18 protein-coding genes are annotated in these 20,932 nt (G+C 60.2%); 13 read left to right on the forward strand and 5 right to left on the reverse strand.

Annotated elements, in window-relative coordinates:
* Positions 1-94: 94 nt before the first annotated feature.
* A complete protein-coding gene (tpx, locus tag K1X80_RS14685) occupies positions 95-595 on the reverse strand; it encodes a thiol peroxidase (protein WP_057436626.1) in 501 nt (166 codons plus the stop codon).
* A 167-nt stretch (positions 596-762) separates the two neighbouring features.
* On the opposite strand from tpx, the gene K1X80_RS14690 reads away from it, so the two are divergent.
* The 4 genes from K1X80_RS14690 to K1X80_RS14705 all read left to right on the forward strand — a co-directional run bounded on the left by K1X80_RS14690 (position 763) and on the right by K1X80_RS14705 (position 8,047).
* A complete protein-coding gene (locus tag K1X80_RS14690) occupies positions 763-2,055 on the forward strand; it encodes a glycosyltransferase (RefSeq protein WP_120733172.1) in 1,293 nt (430 codons plus the stop codon).
* A 72-nt stretch (positions 2,056-2,127) separates the two neighbouring features.
* The gene (locus K1X80_RS14695; protein WP_057436628.1) at positions 2,128-3,033 is read left to right on the forward strand and encodes an AraC family transcriptional regulator; all 906 of its coding nucleotides are present in this window, start codon (positions 2,128-2,130) and stop codon (positions 3,031-3,033) included.
* A gap of 121 nt (positions 3,034-3,154) precedes the next feature.
* Positions 3,155-6,760 carry a hypothetical protein gene (locus K1X80_RS14700; protein WP_220172246.1) on the forward strand — a complete coding sequence of 1,202 codons (3,606 nt, stop codon included), beginning with the start codon at positions 3,155-3,157 and terminating at the stop codon, positions 6,758-6,760.
* Between the two features lie 67 nt (positions 6,761-6,827).
* A protein-coding gene (locus tag K1X80_RS14705; RefSeq protein ID WP_197884037.1) for an IS3 family transposase occupies positions 6,828-8,047 on the forward strand; the annotation gives its coding sequence in 2 pieces (ribosomal slippage) (positions 6,828-7,173 and positions 7,173-8,047; 1,221 coding nt in all).
* Positions 8,048-8,331: 284 nt separating this feature from the next.
* Here K1X80_RS14705 and K1X80_RS28560 read toward each other — a convergent pair.
* Entirely contained in the window at positions 8,332-8,613 is a 282-nt protein-coding gene (locus K1X80_RS28560; RefSeq protein ID WP_081044227.1) for a chitin-binding domain-containing protein, read from the reverse strand.
* Positions 8,614-8,873: 260 nt separating this feature from the next.
* Here K1X80_RS28560 and K1X80_RS14715 point away from each other — a divergent pair, with 260 nt between their 5' ends.
* The 7 genes from K1X80_RS14715 (at position 8,874) to K1X80_RS14745 (ending at position 17,121) form a co-directional block, all read left to right on the forward strand.
* Positions 8,874-10,184 (forward strand): sugar ABC transporter substrate-binding protein, encoded by a 1,311-nt coding sequence (locus tag K1X80_RS14715; RefSeq protein ID WP_120733176.1) that lies wholly within the window; start codon positions 8,874-8,876, stop codon positions 10,182-10,184.
* 100 nt (positions 10,185-10,284) lie between these two features.
* A complete protein-coding gene (locus K1X80_RS14720; RefSeq protein WP_057436634.1) occupies positions 10,285-11,172 on the forward strand; it encodes a carbohydrate ABC transporter permease in 888 nt (295 codons plus the stop codon).
* 10 nt (positions 11,173-11,182) lie between these two features.
* The gene (locus tag K1X80_RS14725; RefSeq protein ID WP_057436636.1) at positions 11,183-12,013 is read left to right on the forward strand and encodes a carbohydrate ABC transporter permease; all 831 of its coding nucleotides are present in this window, start codon (positions 11,183-11,185) and stop codon (positions 12,011-12,013) included.
* A 27-nt stretch (positions 12,014-12,040) separates the two neighbouring features.
* A complete protein-coding gene (locus tag K1X80_RS14730) occupies positions 12,041-13,144 on the forward strand; it encodes an ABC transporter ATP-binding protein (RefSeq protein ID WP_057436638.1) in 1,104 nt (367 codons plus the stop codon).
* 17 nt (positions 13,145-13,161) lie between these two features.
* The gene (locus K1X80_RS14735) at positions 13,162-14,634 is read left to right on the forward strand and encodes a mannitol dehydrogenase family protein (protein WP_169989685.1); all 1,473 of its coding nucleotides are present in this window, start codon (positions 13,162-13,164) and stop codon (positions 14,632-14,634) included.
* Positions 14,635-14,685: 51 nt separating this feature from the next.
* Positions 14,686-16,167 (forward strand): xylulokinase, encoded by a 1,482-nt coding sequence (gene xylB, locus K1X80_RS14740; protein WP_220172247.1) that lies wholly within the window; start codon positions 14,686-14,688, stop codon positions 16,165-16,167.
* A gap of 12 nt (positions 16,168-16,179) precedes the next feature.
* Positions 16,180-17,121, forward strand: a complete 942-nt coding sequence (locus tag K1X80_RS14745; protein ID WP_186625410.1) for a carbohydrate kinase — start codon at positions 16,180-16,182, stop codon at positions 17,119-17,121.
* On the opposite strand, the gene aqpZ is transcribed toward K1X80_RS14745, so the two are convergent.
* The gene (gene aqpZ, locus K1X80_RS14750; protein ID WP_057959454.1) at positions 17,106-17,813 is read right to left on the reverse strand and encodes an aquaporin Z; all 708 of its coding nucleotides are present in this window, start codon (positions 17,811-17,813) and stop codon (positions 17,106-17,108) included. The two genes, K1X80_RS14745 and aqpZ, sit on opposite strands and share 16 nt — an antisense overlap.
* A 134-nt stretch (positions 17,814-17,947) precedes the next feature.
* On the opposite strand from aqpZ, the gene K1X80_RS14755 reads away from it, so the two are divergent.
* Positions 17,948-18,328 (forward strand): hypothetical protein, encoded by a 381-nt coding sequence (locus K1X80_RS14755; RefSeq protein WP_057444094.1) that lies wholly within the window; start codon positions 17,948-17,950, stop codon positions 18,326-18,328.
* Here the strand turns inward: K1X80_RS14755 and K1X80_RS14760 are convergent, their stop codons facing one another.
* Positions 18,329-18,586 carry a DUF1652 domain-containing protein gene (locus K1X80_RS14760; protein ID WP_057436646.1) on the reverse strand — a complete coding sequence of 86 codons (258 nt, stop codon included), beginning with the start codon at positions 18,584-18,586 and terminating at the stop codon, positions 18,329-18,331.
* Positions 18,587-18,853: 267 nt separating this feature from the next.
* Here K1X80_RS14760 and eco point away from each other — a divergent pair, with 267 nt between their 5' ends.
* Positions 18,854-19,336, forward strand: a complete 483-nt coding sequence (gene eco / locus K1X80_RS14765) for a serine protease inhibitor ecotin (RefSeq protein WP_057436648.1) — start codon at positions 18,854-18,856, stop codon at positions 19,334-19,336.
* Between the two features lie 363 nt (positions 19,337-19,699).
* Here the strand turns inward: eco and ilvA are convergent, their stop codons facing one another.
* A complete protein-coding gene (gene ilvA, locus K1X80_RS14770) occupies positions 19,700-20,722 on the reverse strand; it encodes a threonine ammonia-lyase, biosynthetic (RefSeq protein ID WP_128593050.1) in 1,023 nt (340 codons plus the stop codon).
* Between the last annotated feature and the right edge of the window lie 210 nt (positions 20,723-20,932).

Raw genomic sequence — 20,932 nt, forward strand, 5'->3', positions numbered from 1 at the left:
CGCTGAAGCACAAATAAAAACGGCCTGGACTAGGCCAGGCCGCAAGCATGCATCATACGTGTTACTGCAAAGCGACAGTAACGCGCTGCCGCAATTACTTCAGTACAGCCAGGGCCGCTTCGTAGTTTGGCTCTTCGGCGATTTCGCCAACCAGCTCGCTGTGCAGCACCTTGTCGTTTTCGTCCAGTACCACCACGGCGCGGGCGGTCAGGCCCTTGAGGGCGCCGTCGGCAATGGATACACCGTAGTCAACGGCAAAATCGGCGCTGCGGAAGTCCGACAGACTCTTCACGTTTTCCAGGCCTTCGGCGCCGCAGAAACGCGCCTGGGCAAATGGCAGGTCGGTGGAGATGCACAGTACAACGGTGTTGTTCAGCTCGTTGGCCTGGGCATTGAACTTGCGTACCGACGTGGCGCAGGTCGGGGTGTCAACGCTTGGGAAGATGTTCAGTACTTTGCGCTTGCCGGCGAAAGTCGCCAGGGTGACGTCCGACAGATCGCCTGCGGTCAGGGAAAAGTCGAGGGCCTGGCTACCGATTTGCGGCAACTGGCCTTCAACCTGGACCGGGTTGCCTTTGAGGGTGACTTGAGCCATGAACGGAATCCTTATGCTGGGTTAGACGAAACGAATTCGAGAGGCGGAAGTTAACCACAAAGTGCGAATGACACCTATGGCCGAACACAAAATGTCATGACTGCGCCCGCGCCGGGCTGCTGTGGTTTAATTGCGCCGCGTTTGCCTGCCCTTGAAGGAATTCACCGTTGAAAAGTCAGCCTGCCACCCACGTCCTGGTTATCGGTTACGTCTGGCCGGAGCCCCGCTCCTCGGCCGCCGGCGGGCATATGATGCAGATCCTGGAAAGTTTTCTGGCGCAAGGCTGGGCCATCACCTTCAGCAGCCCGGCCGCTATCGGTGAACACAAGGCTGACCTGGCGGCACTGGGTATCCGCGAATGCGCCATCGAGCTCAATAACTGCAGTTTCGACGACTTTATCCGTGAACTGGCCCCGGATATCGTGTTGTTCGATCGCTTTATGATGGAGGAGCAGTTCGGCTGGCGGGTGGAGAAGCATTGCCCGGATGCCCTGCGCGTCCTGGAAACCTCGGACTTGCAAAGCCTGCGCGATGCCCGCCAGCAGCGCCTGAAAGACTACCTGAAGCAGCAGCCACACGCGGATGACTTCAGCCCCGTGTTCGCCCCGGCCCTGGACGAAGAGTTCCAGAGGATGGCCGATACCGACCTGGCCAAGCGCGAGATCGCGGCGATCTACCGCTGTGATATCAGCCTGATGATTTCCGATGTGGAGATCCAACTGCTCACCGAACAGTTCAAGGTGCCCGCCGCCCTGCTCCACTGGTGCCCGTTGATGATCGACGCCCCCAGCGAGGGGTTTATCCCCTATGAGGACCGCGCGCATTTCCTGAGCATCGGTAACTTCCGCCACGCCCCCAACTGGGATGCGGTGCTCTGGATGAAAAACAGCCTCTGGCCGTTGATTCGCCAGCAGCTCCCCGGCGCCCAGCTACACATCTATGGTGCCTACACACCCCCCAAGGCCACCGCGCTGCACAATCCGGCCCAGGGTTTTCATGTGATGAACTGGGCCGAGGACGCCCTGCAAGTGATGTCGGCTGCGCGCATCTGCCTGGCCCCGTTGCGCTTCGGTGCCGGGATCAAGGGCAAGCTGGCCGATGGCATGCTCTGCGGCACCCCGAGCATTACCACCCCCATCGGCGCCGAAGGCATGACCGACGGGCAGCCCTGGCCCGGGACGGTCGCCCAGAGCGCCACGGCCCTGGCCGCCGCCGCCGTGGCGCTATACGAAGATCGGCAAGCCTGGACCGAGGCCCAGGCCAATGGCCGTGCGCTGCTGGCCCGTCGCTTTGCCCCGCAGGTCCACGGGCCCGCACTGGTTGAACGCCTGCAACATTGCCTGGGCGAACTGGCGCAGCACCGGCGCAACAACTTTACCGGCAGCATGTTGCGCCACCACCTGCATAAAAGTACCCAGTACATGGCGCAGTGGATCGAGGCAAAAAACCGCGTTCTTTAAACACCGACGCTGGCGAGGTGGCGCGCAACGGGGCATTATCGGCTGCGCAACCACAATAAAAGCGACGCCAGCATGAGCCGAGCAACGCGCATCACCGACCCTTCCTACGAGTTGATGGACGATCACAACGGCCTGTCCATCATCTATCGCCAGCACGGCTTCCCCTGCCCGCTGGTGCGCTGGCACTTCCACAAGGAGTACGAGTTGCACCTGATTGTCGCCAGCTCCGGCAAGGTGTTTATCGGCGACTATATCGGCAACTTCCACCCGCAAAGCCTGTTCCTTACCGGCCCCAACTTGCCTCACAACTGGATCAGCCAGGTGGAGGAAGACGAAGTGGTGCCCAAGCGCGACATGTTGGTGAATTTCACCGATGAGTTGCTGGAAGGCGGCAGCCAGGTCTTCACTGAACTCAAGAGCCTCTCGCCGCTGTTGGAGCGGGCACAATACGGCATTGAGTTCCGCTGCCAAAAGACCATCGCCCAGGCGTTGACCTTGATGCAGCGCATCGAAGACACCCATGGGATGGCGCGGCTGGGGCATTTTTTTGTGCTGCTGGAGGCGCTCTGTGCCTGCGAGGACTACCAAGTGCTGTCGGGAGGAGCCACCGCGCAGTTGGCCGATGAGCACAGCATCGACAGGACCAACCGTGCGGTGGACTACATTTTTGCCCATTACGCGCGGGAATTGTCCCTGGAAGAAGTCGCACACTACCTGGGGATGAAACCCACCTACTTTTCCCGGGTGTTCAAGCAAGCCACCGGCCGCACCTTCATCGAGTTCGTCAATCGCCTGCGGATCAGCAAGTCCTGCGAACTGCTGGCCGATGGCGATAAGGCCGTGACCGATGTGTGCTTCGAGTCGGGCTTCAACAACATCTCCAATTTCAACCGGCGCTTCCAGCAGCTCAAAGGCATGACGCCGTCGCATTACCGACGCCTGGCGGTACAGCGCCTGACCGAGCAGAACCTGGCCTGAGCGGCTGAGAACGCTTCACTCACAACCGCCCGTCGCCACTGTCAATTTTGACAGTTACCTGCACGACCACCTTGGGTGTGTGATGTCTTTGTCCAGTTTTCCTGCACAAGGAGCACCCTCGATGAAGAAGCCCGCGCCACCTACTCCGCCCGCTTTGCCTCGCCTGCCGCATAACCCCGAACCTGGGCAACCGACTGATGCAGACGAGTTGGCCCCACCCTTTGTCAGCGACCAGGTGATCCCGCTGCCAGGAGCTGCGCGTGGGCTCGGCATCAGCTCAACCCGGCCTTGGATGACCTTGCATTTACAGCGCTGGACCAAACTCGAGGTAGGTGACTCCTACAAGTTCTATATGGGCAGCGATCACTTTGCCATCGCCTCGGATCAGGTCAGGGATGAGGATCTGGACAAACATCTTTTGCAGTTGGTCATCTTTCCGGAGCTTATTCCGGAAAACTTTATCTATCCCTGTTTTGTCGAGGTCACTCGCAGAGGTACTGACATCCCCAGTACTTCCCCTCGTGAGACCTGGTATGTCAAGACCACTCGCCCGGGCGGGGTCAGTAAAGATCCTGCATTGTCCTATCACACCGAGCTGGTGATACACCTGCCGCCCGACCTGGTGGGCAATGATCTTGACCCCGAACGCGCCAAGGAGAACGTGGAACTGACAATCGACCCCTACCCCAATATCACGGTAGGTGACACTGCCGAAGTGCATTGGAACGGCCATCCGACGAAGCTGCGGATTGATGACGAGCATGTCGCCGGCATCAAGCCCATTACCGTGGTGATCCCTGAGTCAACTATCTATTTGGGCGGCAGTGGCGAGGTCATTATTCGCTTCCGGCTGTATGACAAGGTGTTCAACTATTCCGGTGAGCTGCAGCAGTGGTCGCAGGCCGTCACGGTGGTGAGCAATCTGGATCGTAAACTGCTCCCGGCAGCGCACTTCGTGGTAGGCGGGTACTCCGTCATTGACGTCAATCTCGATATCCATAGTTCAGGCTTCTTCTTGGAAATGGTGGTGCCCAGAAGGCTGCCTGATGGCACGCTGACACCGGCCGGGGCCTTGATTGTCGTGACGTTGAGCGGGGCCGATGCTGCGGGCGCGTCCTTTGAGAGGACCCTGGCGCCGTTTCCAGCGCGAATCGAGCTGTCGTCCACCGTCCCGATAGACCTGAAAGACCTCGAAGCAGTGCTCAATGGGCACATGCAGTTCGAATACACCCTGACAACAGCCGGTGGCGTGTTCCTCGCCCGCTCCCAGCGCCGGAACATTACGGTTCATGGTACGAAAAGCACGATGCCGGCGATGACCATCGAGCAGAACGAAGGCGGCAACATTGACCCTGAACATCCCTATATCAAAGTCATCTTTCCGCGCTACACCCCTTACGACCGCAACTACAACGTGACACTGCGTATGGAGGCGGTGCGGTCAGGAGGCGGCCTGGTGTTTTATGAAGAGACCTTATTGGCAGGCGCCGAGCCGCCGCCAGAGCGGTATCGGATTGTCCTCCAGGAAAAATTCGAACGTTTCGTCGGGCTTGGCCCCGTCCGGGTGTTCTACCTCGTCGATAACGGCACGACACAGGTCATGAACCCCGCCATCCAGGCCATACGCAAGTCCGAGGTACTGGAAGTGATCTTTGGCCTGCGCTATGCCGATCTCCCAGCGCCGCAGATGCAATATGTGGACGAGTTCAACAATCTGGACCCGGCGCGCATAAAAGGCGGCCTGGTCCAGGCGACCCTGCCGTACACACGAACGATCCCAGGCGATGTGTTCAAGTGGACCTTGCTGGGGGCTACCAGCAACGGTTCGGCCAGTGACGAGATTTCCCTCAACTCCGCAACGGCGGGTAAACCCGTGTTGTTCAACCTGGATGAGGCGCTGATCGTTGCCAGCAGGAATGGCGAAATTCGCTTCAGCTATTCGCTGGTGCCTGCCAGTGGCGGTGCCACGCGCTACTCGGAAGTGTTGACCGTCACCGTCGGTGAAGCCCTGGACCTGCTGCGGCCGGAAGTGTTGCAAGCCCAGCGCTATCCCGACCAACTGGTGCCCGAGGCCGCGCTGCACGGGGCGACCATTGCCGTCACCTACCCGCAGATGCTGTCCAGCCATCGGGTACTCGCGTGTTGGACCGGTATCCCGGAGATTGGGACCCATTGTGAAACGAAGGATGGCAATACCTCCAAGACCGTGCACTTTGAGGTGCCCCCAGAGGTGATTGGGGCCAACCTCAATGGCTACGGGCGCTACATCGAGGTGCAGTACTTCGTCTTGTTGGGTGTCCATCAAAAACCTTCGCCGGTGCTGAGCCTGTACCTGCTGGCGCCTGTGTTGCCCCTGCCCTACCTCGAAGGCCATACCAGCAGCGTGCTGGACATCAGCCGGTTGATCGGTACCGAACGCGCCATGGTCGAACGCTGGAGCTTTATCAGTCGCTATCAACGGATGTGGTTTGAACTCAGTGGCACGTATGCCAATGACACACCGTTCTACGCTGTGCTGTTCGACGGCGATCTGGTGACCTATACCGGCGAACAGAACGGTATCCAGTCACCGGCACCGGTACTTGAACTGCGCCAGCTCAAGGATGGCTCGCAATTTCTCATGCGTTTTGGCGCGACGTTCGACCAAACCAACAACAAGTCCAATGCCCTGTGGTTCCCGGAACGCAGGTATACCGTCCAGGCCGTCCCGGCGCAGTTTCCGCTACCCGAATTGGTGGGGGCTACCGGCTCTGGCAGCTCGGTGACCCTGTTGCCACTCGTCGCACAGTACGGGGCCAAGGTAAACGCGACGTATAGCCCGATGTATACCTCCGACAGACTCACCCTGGAGGTGGTCGGCGCGCCGGGAGCAGGCTCAGGGCTGATCGGACCAAAAGACGGAGAAACGGATGGGACGGTCACCTTCGACCTGCCGGCGGCGCTGATTGCAGCCAATATTGGCAACCATGACACCACCTTCACCTTGAAATATACGGTCTGGCGCAATGGCGAACTCCGTTCGTCTGCAGTGTTGACCGTTACGCTGAAGGCTATTCCTGCGGCCGAACTGAACAAAACCGTGATCCGTATTGATGAAGCAGCTAACGGCGTACTCAATGTGGACGAGTTGATCGGTGATGCAACAGCAAGGTTGGGGACTTGGCCGTTCATTGCCAGGAACCAGCCCGTATGGCTGCGCCTGATCGGTAACAAACCCGACGGCACGGCACACAACTTGACCCTGCTGGATGGTACCCAGGGTGCACGGGTGAGTGATGGGTGGTTGAATCAAGGGTATCAATTGCTGACGGTACTCAATACCTACCTGAGAGACCTGGGGAACGGCACTCGACTGACAATGCAGTTCAAAGTGGCCCTCAATCACAGTACTGATGAGTGGCAAGCACTTGAGTTTCCCGTGGTTACGTATTCCATATTGAGCCTGCTGATCTCAGACAAAACGCCCTTTACCGGTGGGTTCATGAATGGCTGGATCAGCCAGTACCCCGAACAGAAAAGCATCCAGCGCGAGGCGGACGGCAACTATTACCTGCGGCACGGACCCATGACAGGGGATGGTGTCAGAATCTACAAAATATATACCCCGGTCGACTATGGGTATTATCGAGTCAGGTTCAAATACAGGGTCAACAAGTTTGCAAGCATTGGCGGGCCAACCAGCATGTATATTCACCTGGCTAATTTGACGCGCAACATTACCGTATGAACGAGCCCCATGAAAGACAGGACACCGTTTCCCCCTTACGATAAGGGATAGGCAAACGGGTATGTTTATGACTAACAGCAATGATAAGGGTGGCGAGCTGCTCGGCCAGGAGCGCCGACGCCGCTGGAGCACCGACCAGAAGCTGGCCATGGTTCGCGAGAGCCTTGAACCGGGACAAAGTGTGTCCGTGGTGGCCCGACGCAACGGCATCAACGCCAACCAGCTGTTTCTTTGGCGCAAGCTGTATCAGGACGGAAGTCTATCGGCGGTCAGTGCGGGCGAGGCCGTTGTACCGGCGTCGGAACTGAGCGATGCGCTCAAGCAGATCCGAGAATTGCAGCGGATGCTGGGCAAGAAGACGATGGAAGCCGAAGTCCTAAAAGAGGCCGTGGAGATCGCCCGGTCGCGAAAATGGATTGCGCACTCACCCTTGTTGCCGGGGGACGACCAGTGAAACTGGTCAGCGAATGTCTCGGTGTGTCGCGCTCGCAATTAACGGTTCGGATCAAGCAATCGGTATCGCCTAAAGTACGGCGACGTCGGCTCGTGAACGATACGGAGTTGGTCGCCGAGATTAAGGAGCAGGTCAGCGAGTTACCGAGCTATGGCTACCGCCGTGTTTGGGGGTTGCTGCGCCGCGAGCGTGAAGTTCAGTCACTGGCTCCGATCAATGTGAAGCGGGTTTACCGCGTCATGCGCGATCACAATCTGCTGTTAGAACGCCGCATCAAGCAGCCTGGCGTGCAGCGCCGGCATGAAGGCCGAATTGCCGTTACTACCAGCGATACGCGCTGGTGCTCGGACGGCTTCGAGTTTCGCTGCGACGACGGTGCGAAGTTGAGCGTGACTTTTGCCCTGGACTGCTGTGACCGCGAAGCCATCGGCTGGGTCGCCAGCCCGACGGGCTACAGCGGTGACGACATCCGAGACTTGATGTTGGAAAGCGTGGAGAAGCGATTTGGGGATCAACTACCGAGCACGCCGGTGCAGTGGTTGAGCGATAACGGCTCGGCTTATATCGCCGAGCAGACGCGTCTGTTTGCTCGCCAGATCGGCTTGCAGCCGGTGACCACACCGGTACGCAGCCCGCAAAGTAACGGCATGGCAGAGAGCTTTGTGAAGACGATCAAGCGTGATTACGTGGCGCACATGCCCAAACCGAATCGAGAAACCGCGCTGCGCAATCTGACGATTGCCTTCGAGCATTACAACGAGCAGCATCCGCACAGCGCCTTGAAATATCGGTCGCCGAGAGAGTTTAGGCGTTTGGCAGCAGCATCAATTTAACGGGGAGTTGGTGTCCGGTCTGGTAGGGGCAAGTCCACCGTAACAAACCTTAATACATGGAACTATGTCGATGAGTACATGGGTTATTGGAAAGGCGGTAATTTTCAAGCCTCAATCGCGGTTATGAATCCGACAACTGGCGGGGTCTACGATATAGATGACGTCTGGATCCAACAGCGACACTTTCCGGGTTGAGCTACCGCAAACCAGGGGATAGGTGCAAAGCACTTATCCCCTGGTTTTTATGCGTTGGCTCACCCAACAGACAGTGCTTTCCGAAAATATCAGGGCCTCACACATGCGGTCACACGCTCGTCAAACTCCAGCCCGACGGGACATGTAAAAGGATACTGAATCCAACGCTGGATCTCTTTGTCATACACACATCGGTAGAACCCCCCGACTCTGTCAGTACTTTTAAAATACCCCGCCTGAGTACAAGGAGGTTCGCGTGGTTCCGGAGGTGGTGTTTTACAGCCCCCGATAAAAACCGCCATAAGTAAGCCCAATGCGATTTTATAGAGGGTGTGGCCTTGGGGATTGACGCGAGAGCAGTTCATAAACATCTCCTGGTTAGGTTTACCAAACTATTAACCCTCTCCTGTTCTTTCCCGTCTACTGTCAGAAATAACAGGTCGCCGCTCCCCTGCTAGATATTGAACGCTTTGCAGCCCAGTGCAAAAAAGTATCACTTCAAGTGCTCCCAAGGATTTGTCACCGCGCCTGCAGAAGGCTGTAATCGACGCACACTCTTCCTGCCGCCTGGGAAGACACAACAACAAAAACTGTCCTTCTGCAGCCCCTGGGCGCAGAAATGGAGTGCGCGATGAATTTCTCAGCAAAAGCTCTGCTTGCCTGTACCTGCATGACCCTCAGCGCCGTCAGCCTTGGCGCGCAAACCCTGACCATTGCCACCGTCAACAACAGCGACATGATCCGCATGCAAAAGCTCTCGAAAACCTTCGAGGCCGAGCATCCGGACATCACGTTGAACTGGGTGGTGCTCGAAGAGAATGTGCTGCGCCAACGCCTGACGACTGACATTGCGACCCAGGGCGGGCAGTTCGATGTGCTGACCATCGGCATGTACGAAGCCGCACTCTGGGGCGCCAAGGGCTGGCTGGAGCCGATGAAGGATCTGCCGGCCTCCTACGACCTGGACGACGTGTTCCCTTCGGTGCGCGACGGCCTTTCGGTCAAGGGCTCGCTGTACGCCCTGCCGTTCTATGCCGAAAGCTCCATCACCTACTACCGCACTGACCTGTTCAGGGCTGCCGGGCTAAACATGCCAGCGCATCCGACCTGGGTGCAGATTGGCGAGTTTGCGCAAAAGCTCACCGACAAGAGCAAGGAGCAGTACGGCCTGTGCCTGCGCGGCAAGGCCGGCTGGGGTGAGAACATGGCCCTGATCACCACCCTGGCCAATGGCTATGGCGCGCGTTGGTTCGATGAGAAGTGGCAACCCGAATTCAATGGTCCTGAGTGGAAGGACGCGCTGAACTTCTATGTCGACAACATGAAGAAGTCCGGCCCACCCGGCGCCTCGAGTAACGGCTTCAATGAAAACCTGGCGCTGTTCAACAGCGGCAAATGCGCGATCTGGGTGGATGCCAGCGTCGCCGGCTCGTTTGTCACCGACAAGACCCAGAGCAAAGTCGCCGACCACGTGGGTTTCACCTTTGCCCCGCAGCAGGTCACCGACAAAGGCACCTCGTGGCTGTATTCCTGGTCCCTGGCGATCCCGGCCAGCTCCAAGGCCAAGGACGCCGCCAAGGTCTTCAGTGCCTGGGCGACGTCCAAGGAGTACGGCGCGCTGGTGGCCAAGACCGATGGCATCGCCAATGTGCCGCCAGGCACCCGCGCCTCAACTTACAGCGAGCAATACATGCAGGCCGCCCCCTTTGCCAAGGTGACGCTGGAGTCGTTGAAAGTCGCGGACCCGACCAAACCGACCGTCAAGCCCGTGCCCTACATCGGTATCCAGTTGGTGACCATTCCCGAGTTCCAGGCCATTGGTACCCAGGTGGGCAAGTTCTTCTCCGGCGCCCTGACCGGCCAGCAGAGCGTGGACCAGGCCCTGGCGGCGGCGCAAACCACCACCGAGCGGGAAATGAAGCGCGCCGGCTACCCCAAATAGCTCAGGCTCACCACCGTCAATGTGGGAGCTGGCAAGCCAGCGCCTACATTGACCGCATTCCAAGGCCGATTCTGTTTGCCTCCAATGGGTTCTGATTGTCATGAATACGTCTAAAAGCCGCCTGCGCAACCCCGGCTGGTTCCTGGTCAGCCCCTCGGTGGCCCTGTTGCTGCTGTGGATGATCGTGCCGCTGGGCATGACCCTGTACTTTTCGCTGATCCGCTACAACCTGCTCTACCCCGGCGAAAACCAATTCGTGGGCCTGGAGAACTTCACTTACTTCATCACCGACTCGGGCTTTCTGCCCGGCGCCACCAATACCTTGTTGCTGGTTGGCAGCGTACTGCTGATCAGCGTGGTGCTGGGGGTGTTGATCAGCGCCTTACTGGAGGCCAGTGAGTTTTTCGGCCGCGGGCTGGTACGGGTGCTGCTGATCTCGCCGTTCTTCATCATGCCCACCGTCGGTGCGCTGATCTGGAAGAACCTGATTTTCCACCCGGTGTCCGGCGTGCTGGCGGCGCTGTGGAAGCTGTTTGGCGCGCAGCCGGTGGACTGGCTGGCGCACTACCCGCTGCTCTCGATCATCATCATCGTGTCCTGGCAATGGCTGCCCTTCGCCATCCTGATTCTGATGACTGCCATGCAGTCCCTGGACCAAGAACAGAAAGAAGCGGCGCGCCTGGACGGTGCCGGCCCGATTGCGATCTTCTGGCACCTGACCCTGCCGCACCTGGCCCGGCCCATCGCCGTGGTGGTGATGATCGAAACCATCTTCCTGCTCTCGGTGTTCGCCGAAATCTTCACCACCACCAACGGCGGCCCCGGCTACGCCTCGACCAACCTCGCCTACCTGATCTACAACCAGGCGCTGGTGCAGTTCGATGTGGGCATGGCCTCGGCCGGCGGCTTGATTGCCGTGGTCATTGCCAATATCGCGGCGATCATCCTGGTGCGGATGCTCGGCAAAAACCTGACTGACAAGCCTTGAGGGCCGCGCCATGACACTTCAACAATCCCGCCGCCTGCAAAGCCTGTTGCTCGGCACCCTGGCCTGGGCCATCGCGATCGTGATTTTCTTCCCGATCTTCTGGATGGTGCTCACCAGTTTCAAGACCGAAATCGACGCCTTTGCCACGCCGCCGCAATTTATATTCACGCCCACCCTTGAGAACTACCTGCACATCAACGAGCGCAGCAACTACGCAAGCTTCGCATGGAACTCGGTGGTGATTTCCTTCAGCGCCACCGCCTTGTGCCTGCTGATTGCGGTGCCGGCGGCCTACTCCATGGCGTTCTACGAAACCCAGCGCACCAAGGGCACGCTGCTGTGGATGCTGTCGACCAAGATGCTGCCCCCGGTGGGCGTGCTGATGCCCATCTACCTGCTGGCCAAGAGCATGGGCCTTCTGGATACGCGCATCGCGCTGATCATCATCTACACCCTGATCAACCTGCCGATTGTGGTGTGGATGGTTTACACCTACTTCAAGGACATCCCCAAGGACATCCTCGAAGCCGCCCGCCTGGACGGCGCCACCCTGTGGCAGGAAATGGTGCGGGTGCTGCTGCCCATCGCCAAGGGCGGCCTGGCCTCCACCGTGTTGCTGTCGCTGATCCTGTGCTGGAACGAGGCGTTCTGGTCGCTGAACCTGACCTCCTCGAATGCCGCGCCGTTGACCGCATTGATCGCCTCCTACTCCAGCCCCGAAGGTTTGTTCTGGGCCAAATTGTCCGCCGTCTCGACCCTGGCCTGCGCGCCGATCCTGATCTTCGGCTGGATCAGCCAGAAGCAACTGGTGCGCGGCCTGTCCTTTGGCGCAGTGAAATAACGACCCCTTATAAAGAGGAGGCCCATCATGGCCAACCTGAAAATCAAGAATCTGCAAAAAGGCTTCGAAGGCTTCTCCATCATCAAGGGCATCGACCTGCAAGTGAACGACAAGGAGTTCGTGGTGTTCGTCGGGCCGTCGGGCTGTGGCAAGTCAACCCTGCTGCGCCTGATTGCCGGCCTTGAGGAAGTGACTGAAGGCACCATCGAGCTCGATGGCCGCGATATCACCGAAGTGACCCCGGCCAAGCGCGACCTGGCCATGGTGTTCCAGACCTACGCGCTGTACCCGCATATGAGCGTGCGCAAGAACATGTCGTTTGCCCTGGACCTGGCCGGCGTGGACAAGCAGATCGTCGATAGCAAAGTCAGTGAAGCGGCACGCATCCTCGAGCTGGGGCCGCTGCTGGAGCGCAAGCCCAAGCAGCTGTCCGGCGGCCAGCGCCAGCGCGTGGCCATCGGCCGGGCGATTGTGCGCAACCCGAAGATCTTCCTGTTCGACGAGCCGCTGTCCAACCTCGACGCCGCCTTGCGCGTGCAAATGCGCCTGGAACTGGCGCGCCTGCATAAAGAACTGCAGGCCACCATGATTTACGTGACCCACGACCAGGTCGAAGCCATGACCCTGGCGGACAAGGTGGTGGTGCTCAATAGCGGGCGCATCGAACAGGTCGGCTCGCCGCTGGAGCTGTATCACCAGCCGGCCAACCTGTTTGTCGCGGGCTTTCTGGGGACGCCGAAAATGGGCTTTCTCAAGGGCCAGGTGACCCGTGTCGACGGCCAGGGCTGCGACGTGCAGCTGGAGGCCGGGACCCTGATCAGCCTGCCATTGAGCAGCGCCAGTTTGAGCGTCGGCAGCGCAGTGACCCTGGGCATTCGCCCCGAACACCTGGAGCTGGCGGCACCTGGCGATACCACCCTGACCGTCACCGCCGACGTTGGCGAACGCCTGGGCAGTGACACCTTCTGCCATGTGCTCACCGCCAATGGCGAGCCGCTGACCCTGCGGATCCGTGGCGATATGGCCAGCCAGTATGGCGAAACCCTGCAACTGCACCTGAACCCGGCGCACTGCCATCTGTTCGACACCGACGGTGTTGCCGTGGCTCGCCCACTGCGCGCCGCCGCCTGATTTCGCGAGAACCGTTGATGAAACTCAATAAGCAAAACCTCACGCAACTGGCGCCCGAAGTGCGCCTGCCCGCCTACACCCTCGCCGATACGCGCCAGGGCATCGCCCATATCGGCGTCGGCGGTTTCCATCGCGCGCACCAGGCGTACTACACCGACGCCCTGATGAACACTGGGGTCGGCCTCGACTGGAGCATCTGCGGCGTTGGCTTGCGCGCCGAAGACCGCAAGGCGCGGGATGACCTGGCCGGCCAGGACTATCTGTTCACCCTGTACGAACTGGGCGATACCGACGACACCGAAGTGCGTGTAATCGGTGCCATCAGCGACATGCTGCTGGCCCAAGACGGGGCCCAGGCGCTGATCGACAAACTGGCCAGCCCACAGATTCGCATCGTCTCGCTGACCATCACCGAGGGCGGCTACTGCATCGACGACAGCAACGGCGAGTTTATGGCCCATCTGCCGCAGATCCAGCACGACCTGGCCCACCCCGACACCCCCACCACGGTGTTCGGCTTTATCTGCGCAGCCCTGACCCAGCGCCGTGCTGCAGGCATCCCGGCGTTCACGGTGATGTCCTGCGATAACCTGCCGCACAACGGCGCCGTGACCCGCAAGGCGCTGCTGGCCTTCGCCGCGCTGCGCGACGCCGACCTGCACGACTGGATCCAGGCCAATGTGAGTTTTCCCAACGCCATGGTCGACCGCATCACACCGATGACCAGCACCGCGCACCGCCTGCAATTGCATGATGAACACGGCGTCGACGATGCCTGGCCAGTGGTGTGCGAACCCTTTGTGCAATGGGTGCTGGAAGACAAGTTCGTCAACGGCCGCCCGGCCTGGGAACAGGTGGGCGTGCAGTTCACCGATGACGTCACGCCCTATGAAGAAATGAAGATCGGCCTGCTCAACGGTAGCCACCTGGCCCTGACCTACCTGGGGTTTCTCAAGGGCTATCGGTTTGTCCACGAGACCATGAACGACCCGCTGTTTGTCGCCTATATGCGTGCCTACATGGACCTGGACGTGACCCCCCACCTGGCGCCAGTACCGGGCATTGACCTGACCGAGTACAAGCAGACCCTGGTGCAGCGTTTTTCCAACCAGGCGATTGCCGATCAGTTGGAGCGGGTGTGTTCCGATGGTTCGTCGAAGTTTCCCAAATTCACCGTACCAACCATCAACCGCCTGATTGCCGAGGGCCGCGACACTGAGCGGGCGGCACTGGTGGTGGCGGCCTGGGCCTTGTACCTGCAGGGCGTGGATGAGAACGGCGTGCGCTACCGAATCCCCGACCCCCGCGCCGATTTCTGCCAGGAGCTGGTGGCGGATGACGCATTGATCAGTCAGCGGTTGCTGGGTGTAGAAGAGATTTTTGGCACGGCGATTCCCAACTCGGCGGAATTCGTGGCAGCGTTTGAGCGGTGTTTTGCCAGTTTGCGCGATAACGGTGTCACAGAAACCCTGAAACGACTTACCCACTGAAGAAACCCACATTGATCGGGTTTTCACCCTACTGCCTGCTGAGTAACCACCATGACTCGCCAATCTCTGTTTCTGGGCATCGACTGCGGCACCCAAGGCACCAAAGCCATCGTCCTCGATGCCGCCAGCGGCAAGGTGTTGGGCCTGGGCGCTGCTGCACACAGCCTGATCAGCGGCGCCAACGGCCGTCGCGAGCAACACCCCCAGGAATGGCTGGACGCCTTGACCGAATCCACCCACCGCGCCTTGCAGCAAGCCGGGGTGGACGGCCAGGACATTCTCGGCATCGGCGTTTCCGGCCAGCAACATGGCCTGGTGCTGCTCGACGATCAGGGCCAGGTGTTGCGCCCGGCCAAGCTGTGGTGCGACACCGAAACCAGCGCGGAAAACGCCCGGCTGCTGCAACACCTGGGCGGTGAAAGCGGCGCCCTGGAGCGGCTTGGCGTAGCGATCGCACCGGGCTACACCGTGTCCAAGCTGTTATGGACCCTGGAGCAACACCCGGATGTGTTTGCGCGGATCGCCCATCTCCTGTTGCCCCACGACTACCTCAACTATTGGCTCACCGGCCGTGCCTGCGCCGAGTATGGCGACGCCTCGGGTACCGGTTATTTCAATGTGCGCACCCGGCAATGGGATTTGCCGTTGCTGCGGCATATCGACCCCAGCAGGCGCCTGGAAGCGGCGTTGCCAACCCTGATCGAAGCCCATCAGGCAATGGGCACTGTGCTGCCGGCGATCGCCGAGCGCCTGGGGATCAACCCCGGTGCCATTGTGTCCAGTGGCGGCGGGGACAATATGATGGGGGCGATTGGCACCGGCAATATTGCTCCCGGGGTGATTACCATGAGCCTCGGTTCATCGGGCACCGTGTACGCGTTTGCCGACCAACCGAATGTCAGCGCCCAGGCTGCAGTGGCGACATTCTGTTCCTCCAGCGGCGGTTGGCTGCCGCTGATCTGCACCATGAACCTGACCAATGCCACCGGGGTCATCCGCGAACTGTTCGAGCTGGACCTGGTGGCATTCAACGCCCTGGTGGCCCAGGCGCCGATTGGCGCCGAGGGCGTGAGCATGCTGCCGTTTCTCAATGGCGAGCGCGTGCCCGCCCTGCCCCACGCAACCGGCAGCCTGCACGGCCTGACCATGACCAACCTGACCCGTGCCAACCTGTGCCGCGCGGTGGTCGAAGGCACCACCTTCGGCTTGCGCCAGGGCCTGGACCTGTTGCGCCAGACCGGCCTGCAAAGCCACAGTATCCGCCTGATCGGTGGCGGCTCGAAAAGCCCGGTGTGGCGGCAGATGGTCGCCGATATCATGGACACCGAAGTGATCTGTACCGAACAAAGCGAAGCGGCAGCCCTGGGCGCGGCGATCCAGGCCGCGTGGTGCCAGTCCGGCGAAAGCCTGCAGGCACTGTGTGCACGCTGCGTCAGTCTCGACCCGGCCAGCCGCACCGAGCCTGTGGCCGCCAGCGTCAAGGCTTACCAGCAGGCCTATGAACGCTATCAACAGCATGTGGCAACCCTTTAAGAGCGAGTAACTATGTATCTGGTGTGTGGCGAAGCGCTGTTTGATTTTTTCAGCCAGGAGGACGCCGGCGGGCAGGCTTCCAAAGTCGATTTCAAGGCGATTGCCGGCGGCTCGCCGTTCAATGTGGCCGTAGGTTTGCGCCGCCTGGGGATCGAGGCCGGGCTGTTCGCCGGGTTGTCCAGCGACTACCTGGGCCAACGCCTGCGCCAGGTGCTCAGGGATGAAGGGGTCAGCGACGAGTACCTGGTGGAGTTTGCCGCACCGACCACCCTGGCGATGGTCGCCCTGGGGGCCAATGGCTCGCCGCAATACAGCTTCCGGGGTGAAGGCTGTGCCGATCGGCAGTTGCAGCTCGAGCATCTGCCTGCCCTCGATGCTCGGGTACGCGGCCTGCATTTCGGTTCGTTTTCCCTGGTGGTGCAGCCGGTCGCCGACAGCCTGCTGGCCCTGGCCCGCCGGGAAAGCGGCAAGCGCTTGATCAGCCTCGATCCGAATGTGCGCCTGAACCCGCAGCCGGATATCGAACTATGGCGCCAGCGCGTGGCCGAGTGGGTACAGCATGCCGACCTGATCAAGGTCAGCGATGAAGACCTGCACCTGCTCTACCCAGGCCAGGCCCCCGAAAGCGTGCTGCAAGACTGGTTGCAGCACCGTTGCCAGCTGGTTTTCCTGACCCGTGGCGGCGATGGCGCGAGTGTGTTCAGTCGCCAGCATGGCAACTGGTCGGCGCCGGCGCTCAAGGTGGTGATGGCTGATACGGTGGGCGCCGGCGATACCTTCCAGGCCGCCCTGATTGCCTGGCTCACCGAGCAGCAGTTGGATTGCGTGGAGGGTGTGCGCAGCCTGACCAGGGAACAGATCGACACAATGCTCAGGTTTGCCATCAGCGCTGCGGCGCTGACCTGCGGCAAGACCGGGCCAGACCTGCCCTACCGCCATCAATTGCACGGGTAATCGCGATTGGGGCGCTCCCGTATTGCCCGGGCCACCCACGCGCCGATCACACCGCCAACCAGGGGCGCGAGCCAGAACAGCCAGAGCTGCATAAGGTAATCAGGCCCGGCAAACAATGCCGGCCCGGTGCTGCGGGCCGGGTTGACCGAGGTATTGGTCACGGGAATCGACACCAGGTGAATCAGGGTCAGCGTCAGGCCGATGGCAATCGGCGCAAACCCCGGCGCCACACCGGGGGCAGTCATCCGCATCACGATAAACACCAGGAAGAAGGTGCCCACACCTTCCACCACCACGGCGGCCAGCAGGCTGTACTGCCCCGGGCTTAACGCGCCATAGCCATTGGCGGCAAACTCGCCGATTTCAAAGCCCGGCCGGCCACTGGCGACCAGTGCGAGAATCGCCGCCGCCACCGTCGCCCCGGCGACCTGGGCAATGATATAGGGCAGCACATCCAGCCCCGGCAACCGCCCACCGACCCACAGGCCGACAGTCACCGCCGGGTTGAAATGCGCGCCACTGATGCTGCCCACCGCATAGGACATGCTCAACACGCTCAGGCCAAACGCCAGGGCAACCCCGCTAAACCCAATACCCAGGCCCGGAAACGCGGCCGACAGGATGGCGCTGCCACAGCCGCCAAAGGTTAACCAAAAGGTGCCGAGAAATTCTGCTGCGATTTTTTGCTGCACGCACTACCTCAGCCACTGGCGAAAAATGTGGCGAAACACTAGCAGTGATAGGGGAAGCTGCCGTATCGGATTTGTCTGAGGCATACCTCACAGCGTAGGCTTGGGCCCTTCTGAAACGGCCGAAAGGACTCGCCATGCGCATCAGTTTCCACGCACTCTCCACCTTCACCGCCGTGCTGTGCCTGGCCCTTGCGATTGCCTGGGGAGTGCGGCCCGACCTGCTACTGTGGCTCTGGGGAGTGGAATACACCGATGCCAGCGGCCTGGTGGCGCGACGCAATGCCATGCTGTTCCTCGCAATCGGCATCATGTTTTATCGCTTGCGCCATACCGCCCCGTCACCCACGCGCAGCGCGCTGGTATCGGGGTTTATTGTCGGTTGTCTGGGATTGGCCGCGCTAGGGATTGGCGAATGGCTCAATGGCCATGCCGGCCCGGGAATTCTGCTGGCCGTGGGCACGGAGTTAGTGCTGGGCCTGGGGTTTATCCAGGCCCGCAAACCAACCGTCGGCTGATCAGTAGAGCCTGGCGCCCGCCCTGCGCGGGGCGGGTGCATGGGCGTGTTTGAGATCCTCACGCAACTCGGTGATCAGATTGCAGATGGCACGACTGCTGTCGAGTTTATTGGCCTGGATGCCGGTGACAGTCAGGTCGGTACCATCGTCGTCGTAGATTTTGATGGTCAACGACGCATCCTGGGCCTTGATGCATTCACAACGTCTGGGCAGGAAGCTTCCTTCAATAAGGCCGCGTAACTCCAATTCCGAAAACATGGCTAAACCTCTCCTTTTTTGAGACCGCCAATGAATTTTTATAGCTCTCAATAGTCTGACCGCCGCGTCAGGACGGTTGACTGCACGCCTTGCCAACCCTGGCAGGCGCGTTCAACTGCAAAGCCTACTCCTTGTGCCTGTCGGCGTAGGATCCTTTCCTCATAAGCACCCGCTACCCTTATATGCGTTGCTGCTGGTTTGCATTGCCGGACGTTGGCGTGCATCGTGGCCGCGACTGTTTTATTGACCCCAAGATAAGGACGTCCCATGACTTCTTCGCCCTTCACTCTGTTTTCCGTTTTGGCCATGAGCGTGCTGGCCGCCCAGGCCAATGCCGCCAAGCTGGAAGATATCGCGCCCTACCCCAAGGCCGATGCTGGTCAGGTTCGCCAGGTCATCCACTTGCCGGCAAAGCCCCAGGAACAGGACTTCAAGGTTGAAATCCTCGCCGGTAAAACCTTGCCGGTGGACTGCAACCAGCAACGGCTCGGTGGTGTGCTGGAAGAGAAAAACCTCGAAGGCTGGGGCTACCCGTTCTACCGCCTGGAGAAGGTCAGCGGCCCCATGAGCACCCTGATGGCCTGCCCCGAAGGCAAGACCCACGAGGGTTTTGTGCCGGTGGTCGGTGACGGTTTTGTGCTGCGTTACAACAGCAAATTGCCCATCGTTTTATATGTTCCAAAAGATGTCGAAGTGCGTTACCGCATCTGGTCGGCATCGCCTACCGTCGAGAAGGCAAGCGCGCAGTAACGCCACAGCCTGAATATGTGTGGGCTTGCCTGCTACAGCGCTGCGTCAGTCACCAGTTGCTGTGACTGAACCACCGCCATCGCGGGCAAGCCCGCTCCCACAGGGAGGGCTCTGCGAGCAGGAAAGTATGGCCCCACCACAAACCCAATGTGGGAGCTGGCTAGCCTGCGATGGCGGTCTGTCAGCCCCCGAAAATAATGACTGAACCATCCCACTGGGGGCTCTGCGAGCAGGAAAGTATGGCCACACCACAAATCAAATGTGGGAGCTGGCTTGCCTGCGATGGCGGTCTGTCAGCCGCCGAGAATAGTGACTGAACCACCGCCATCGCGGGCAAGCCCGCTCCCACAGGGGGCGACTTTGCTAAAGCTCGGCAACTTCCACATTCAATCGGTGCTCTCGCGCCGCCACCCGCTCGGCCACGTGGCGCAAACTGTCGAAGTTGATATTAGCCCCGGAGTTGATCGCCACCAGTGTCTGCCCCTGGGCCCCGGTACGTGTCACGTAGCGGCGGATACCGGCCACCGCCAGGGCGCCGGAGGGTTCGGTGATGGAGCGGGTGTCGTCGTAGATCAGTTTGATCGCACTGCACAGTTCATCATTGCTGACGGTGATGACCTCATCAACATAATGACGGCAGATTTCAAAACCGTGGGCACCGATCTGCGCCACTGCGGTGCCATCGGCAAAGCTGTCCACGCTGGGCAGTATCACCCGCTCACCGGCATCCAGGGCCGCCAGCAGGCAGCTGGAGCCTTCAGGTTCCACGCCAATCACCCGCACTTGCGGGCGCAAATACTTGATGTAGGCCGCGATGCCGGCGATCAACCCACCCCCGCCGACCGGGACGAAGATCGCGTCCAGCGCACCTTGCTGCTGGCGCAGGATTTCCATGGCGACGGTACCCTGCCCGGCGATCACGTCGGGATCGTCGAAGGGCGATACAAAGGTGCCCCCCGACTGTTCAGCCAACTGCAATGCATGGGCCAGGGCAAACGGGAAGCTCGCGCCCTGCAACACCGCCTCAGCGCCTCGTGAGCGCACGCCCAGCACTTTCAATTCAGGCGTGGTGCTGGGCATGACTATCGTCGCCTTGATTCCCAACTCACGCGCCGCCAGCGCCACACCCTGGGCATGGTTGCCCGCCGAGGCCGTGATCACGCCGCGGGCTTTTTGCTCATCGCTCAGTTGCACCAGTTTGTTGTAGGCGCCACGGATCTTGAAGGAGAACGTCGGCTGCAGATCTTCACGCTTGAGCAGGATCTGATTGCCGAGCAGCGCCGAGAGTGCCGGGGCCGCCTGCAAGGGGGTGCGTACCGCCAGGTCGTAGACCGGCGCGGCGAGGATCTTCTTCACGTATTGCTCAAGCAGCAAGGGGCTACTCATGGGTGTCTCCTGGCGTTTTACGGGGCCCTGGAGACGGAAAAACAAAACCCGCCTCTAGGGCGGGTTTGGGTACAGCCGAACGCTATCCCGCCAAATGAGGAATGGCGGTAATAATGCTTGGCTGGGAACGATAGGTTTGAACGGTCATGGCGCAAAACTAACCGGCGCTCTGTGGCAAGTCAACTGCGGGGCTTTACGGGCGATATACGA

Origin of the sequence: Pseudomonas sp. So3.2b, from assembly GCF_019464415.1 — a bacterium.
In the GTDB taxonomy this organism is placed as follows: Bacteria; Pseudomonadota; Gammaproteobacteria; order Pseudomonadales; family Pseudomonadaceae; genus Aquipseudomonas; species Aquipseudomonas shahriarae.

What these genes read in the sequence shown, in the direction of transcription:
- ilvA (WP_128593050.1), bottom strand. Translation starts at nt 20,722, where the DNA reads ATGAGTAGCCCCTTGCTGCTTGAGCAATACGTGAAGAAGATCCTCGCC.
- K1X80_RS14700 (WP_220172246.1), top strand. Translation starts at nt 3,155, where the DNA reads ATGAAGAAGCCCGCGCCACCTACTCCGCCCGCTTTGCCTCGCCTGCCG.
- K1X80_RS14720 (WP_057436634.1), top strand. Translation starts at nt 10,285, where the DNA reads ATGAATACGTCTAAAAGCCGCCTGCGCAACCCCGGCTGGTTCCTGGTC.
- K1X80_RS14725 (WP_057436636.1), top strand. Translation starts at nt 11,183, where the DNA reads ATGACACTTCAACAATCCCGCCGCCTGCAAAGCCTGTTGCTCGGCACC.
- K1X80_RS14760 (WP_057436646.1), bottom strand. Translation starts at nt 18,586, where the DNA reads ATGTTTTCGGAATTGGAGTTACGCGGCCTTATTGAAGGAAGCTTCCTG.
- K1X80_RS14745 (WP_186625410.1), top strand. Translation starts at nt 16,180, where the DNA reads ATGTATCTGGTGTGTGGCGAAGCGCTGTTTGATTTTTTCAGCCAGGAG.
- K1X80_RS14730 (WP_057436638.1), top strand. Translation starts at nt 12,041, where the DNA reads ATGGCCAACCTGAAAATCAAGAATCTGCAAAAAGGCTTCGAAGGCTTC.
- xylB (WP_220172247.1), top strand. Translation starts at nt 14,686, where the DNA reads ATGACTCGCCAATCTCTGTTTCTGGGCATCGACTGCGGCACCCAAGGC.
- tpx (WP_057436626.1), bottom strand. Translation starts at nt 595, where the DNA reads ATGGCTCAAGTCACCCTCAAAGGCAACCCGGTCCAGGTTGAAGGCCAG.
- eco (WP_057436648.1), top strand. Translation starts at nt 18,854, where the DNA reads ATGACTTCTTCGCCCTTCACTCTGTTTTCCGTTTTGGCCATGAGCGTG.
- K1X80_RS14735 (WP_169989685.1), top strand. Translation starts at nt 13,162, where the DNA reads ATGAAACTCAATAAGCAAAACCTCACGCAACTGGCGCCCGAAGTGCGC.
- K1X80_RS14695 (WP_057436628.1), top strand. Translation starts at nt 2,128, where the DNA reads ATGAGCCGAGCAACGCGCATCACCGACCCTTCCTACGAGTTGATGGAC.
- K1X80_RS14715 (WP_120733176.1), top strand. Translation starts at nt 8,874, where the DNA reads ATGAATTTCTCAGCAAAAGCTCTGCTTGCCTGTACCTGCATGACCCTC.
- K1X80_RS28560 (WP_081044227.1), bottom strand. Translation starts at nt 8,613, where the DNA reads ATGTTTATGAACTGCTCTCGCGTCAATCCCCAAGGCCACACCCTCTAT.
- K1X80_RS14755 (WP_057444094.1), top strand. Translation starts at nt 17,948, where the DNA reads ATGCGCATCAGTTTCCACGCACTCTCCACCTTCACCGCCGTGCTGTGC.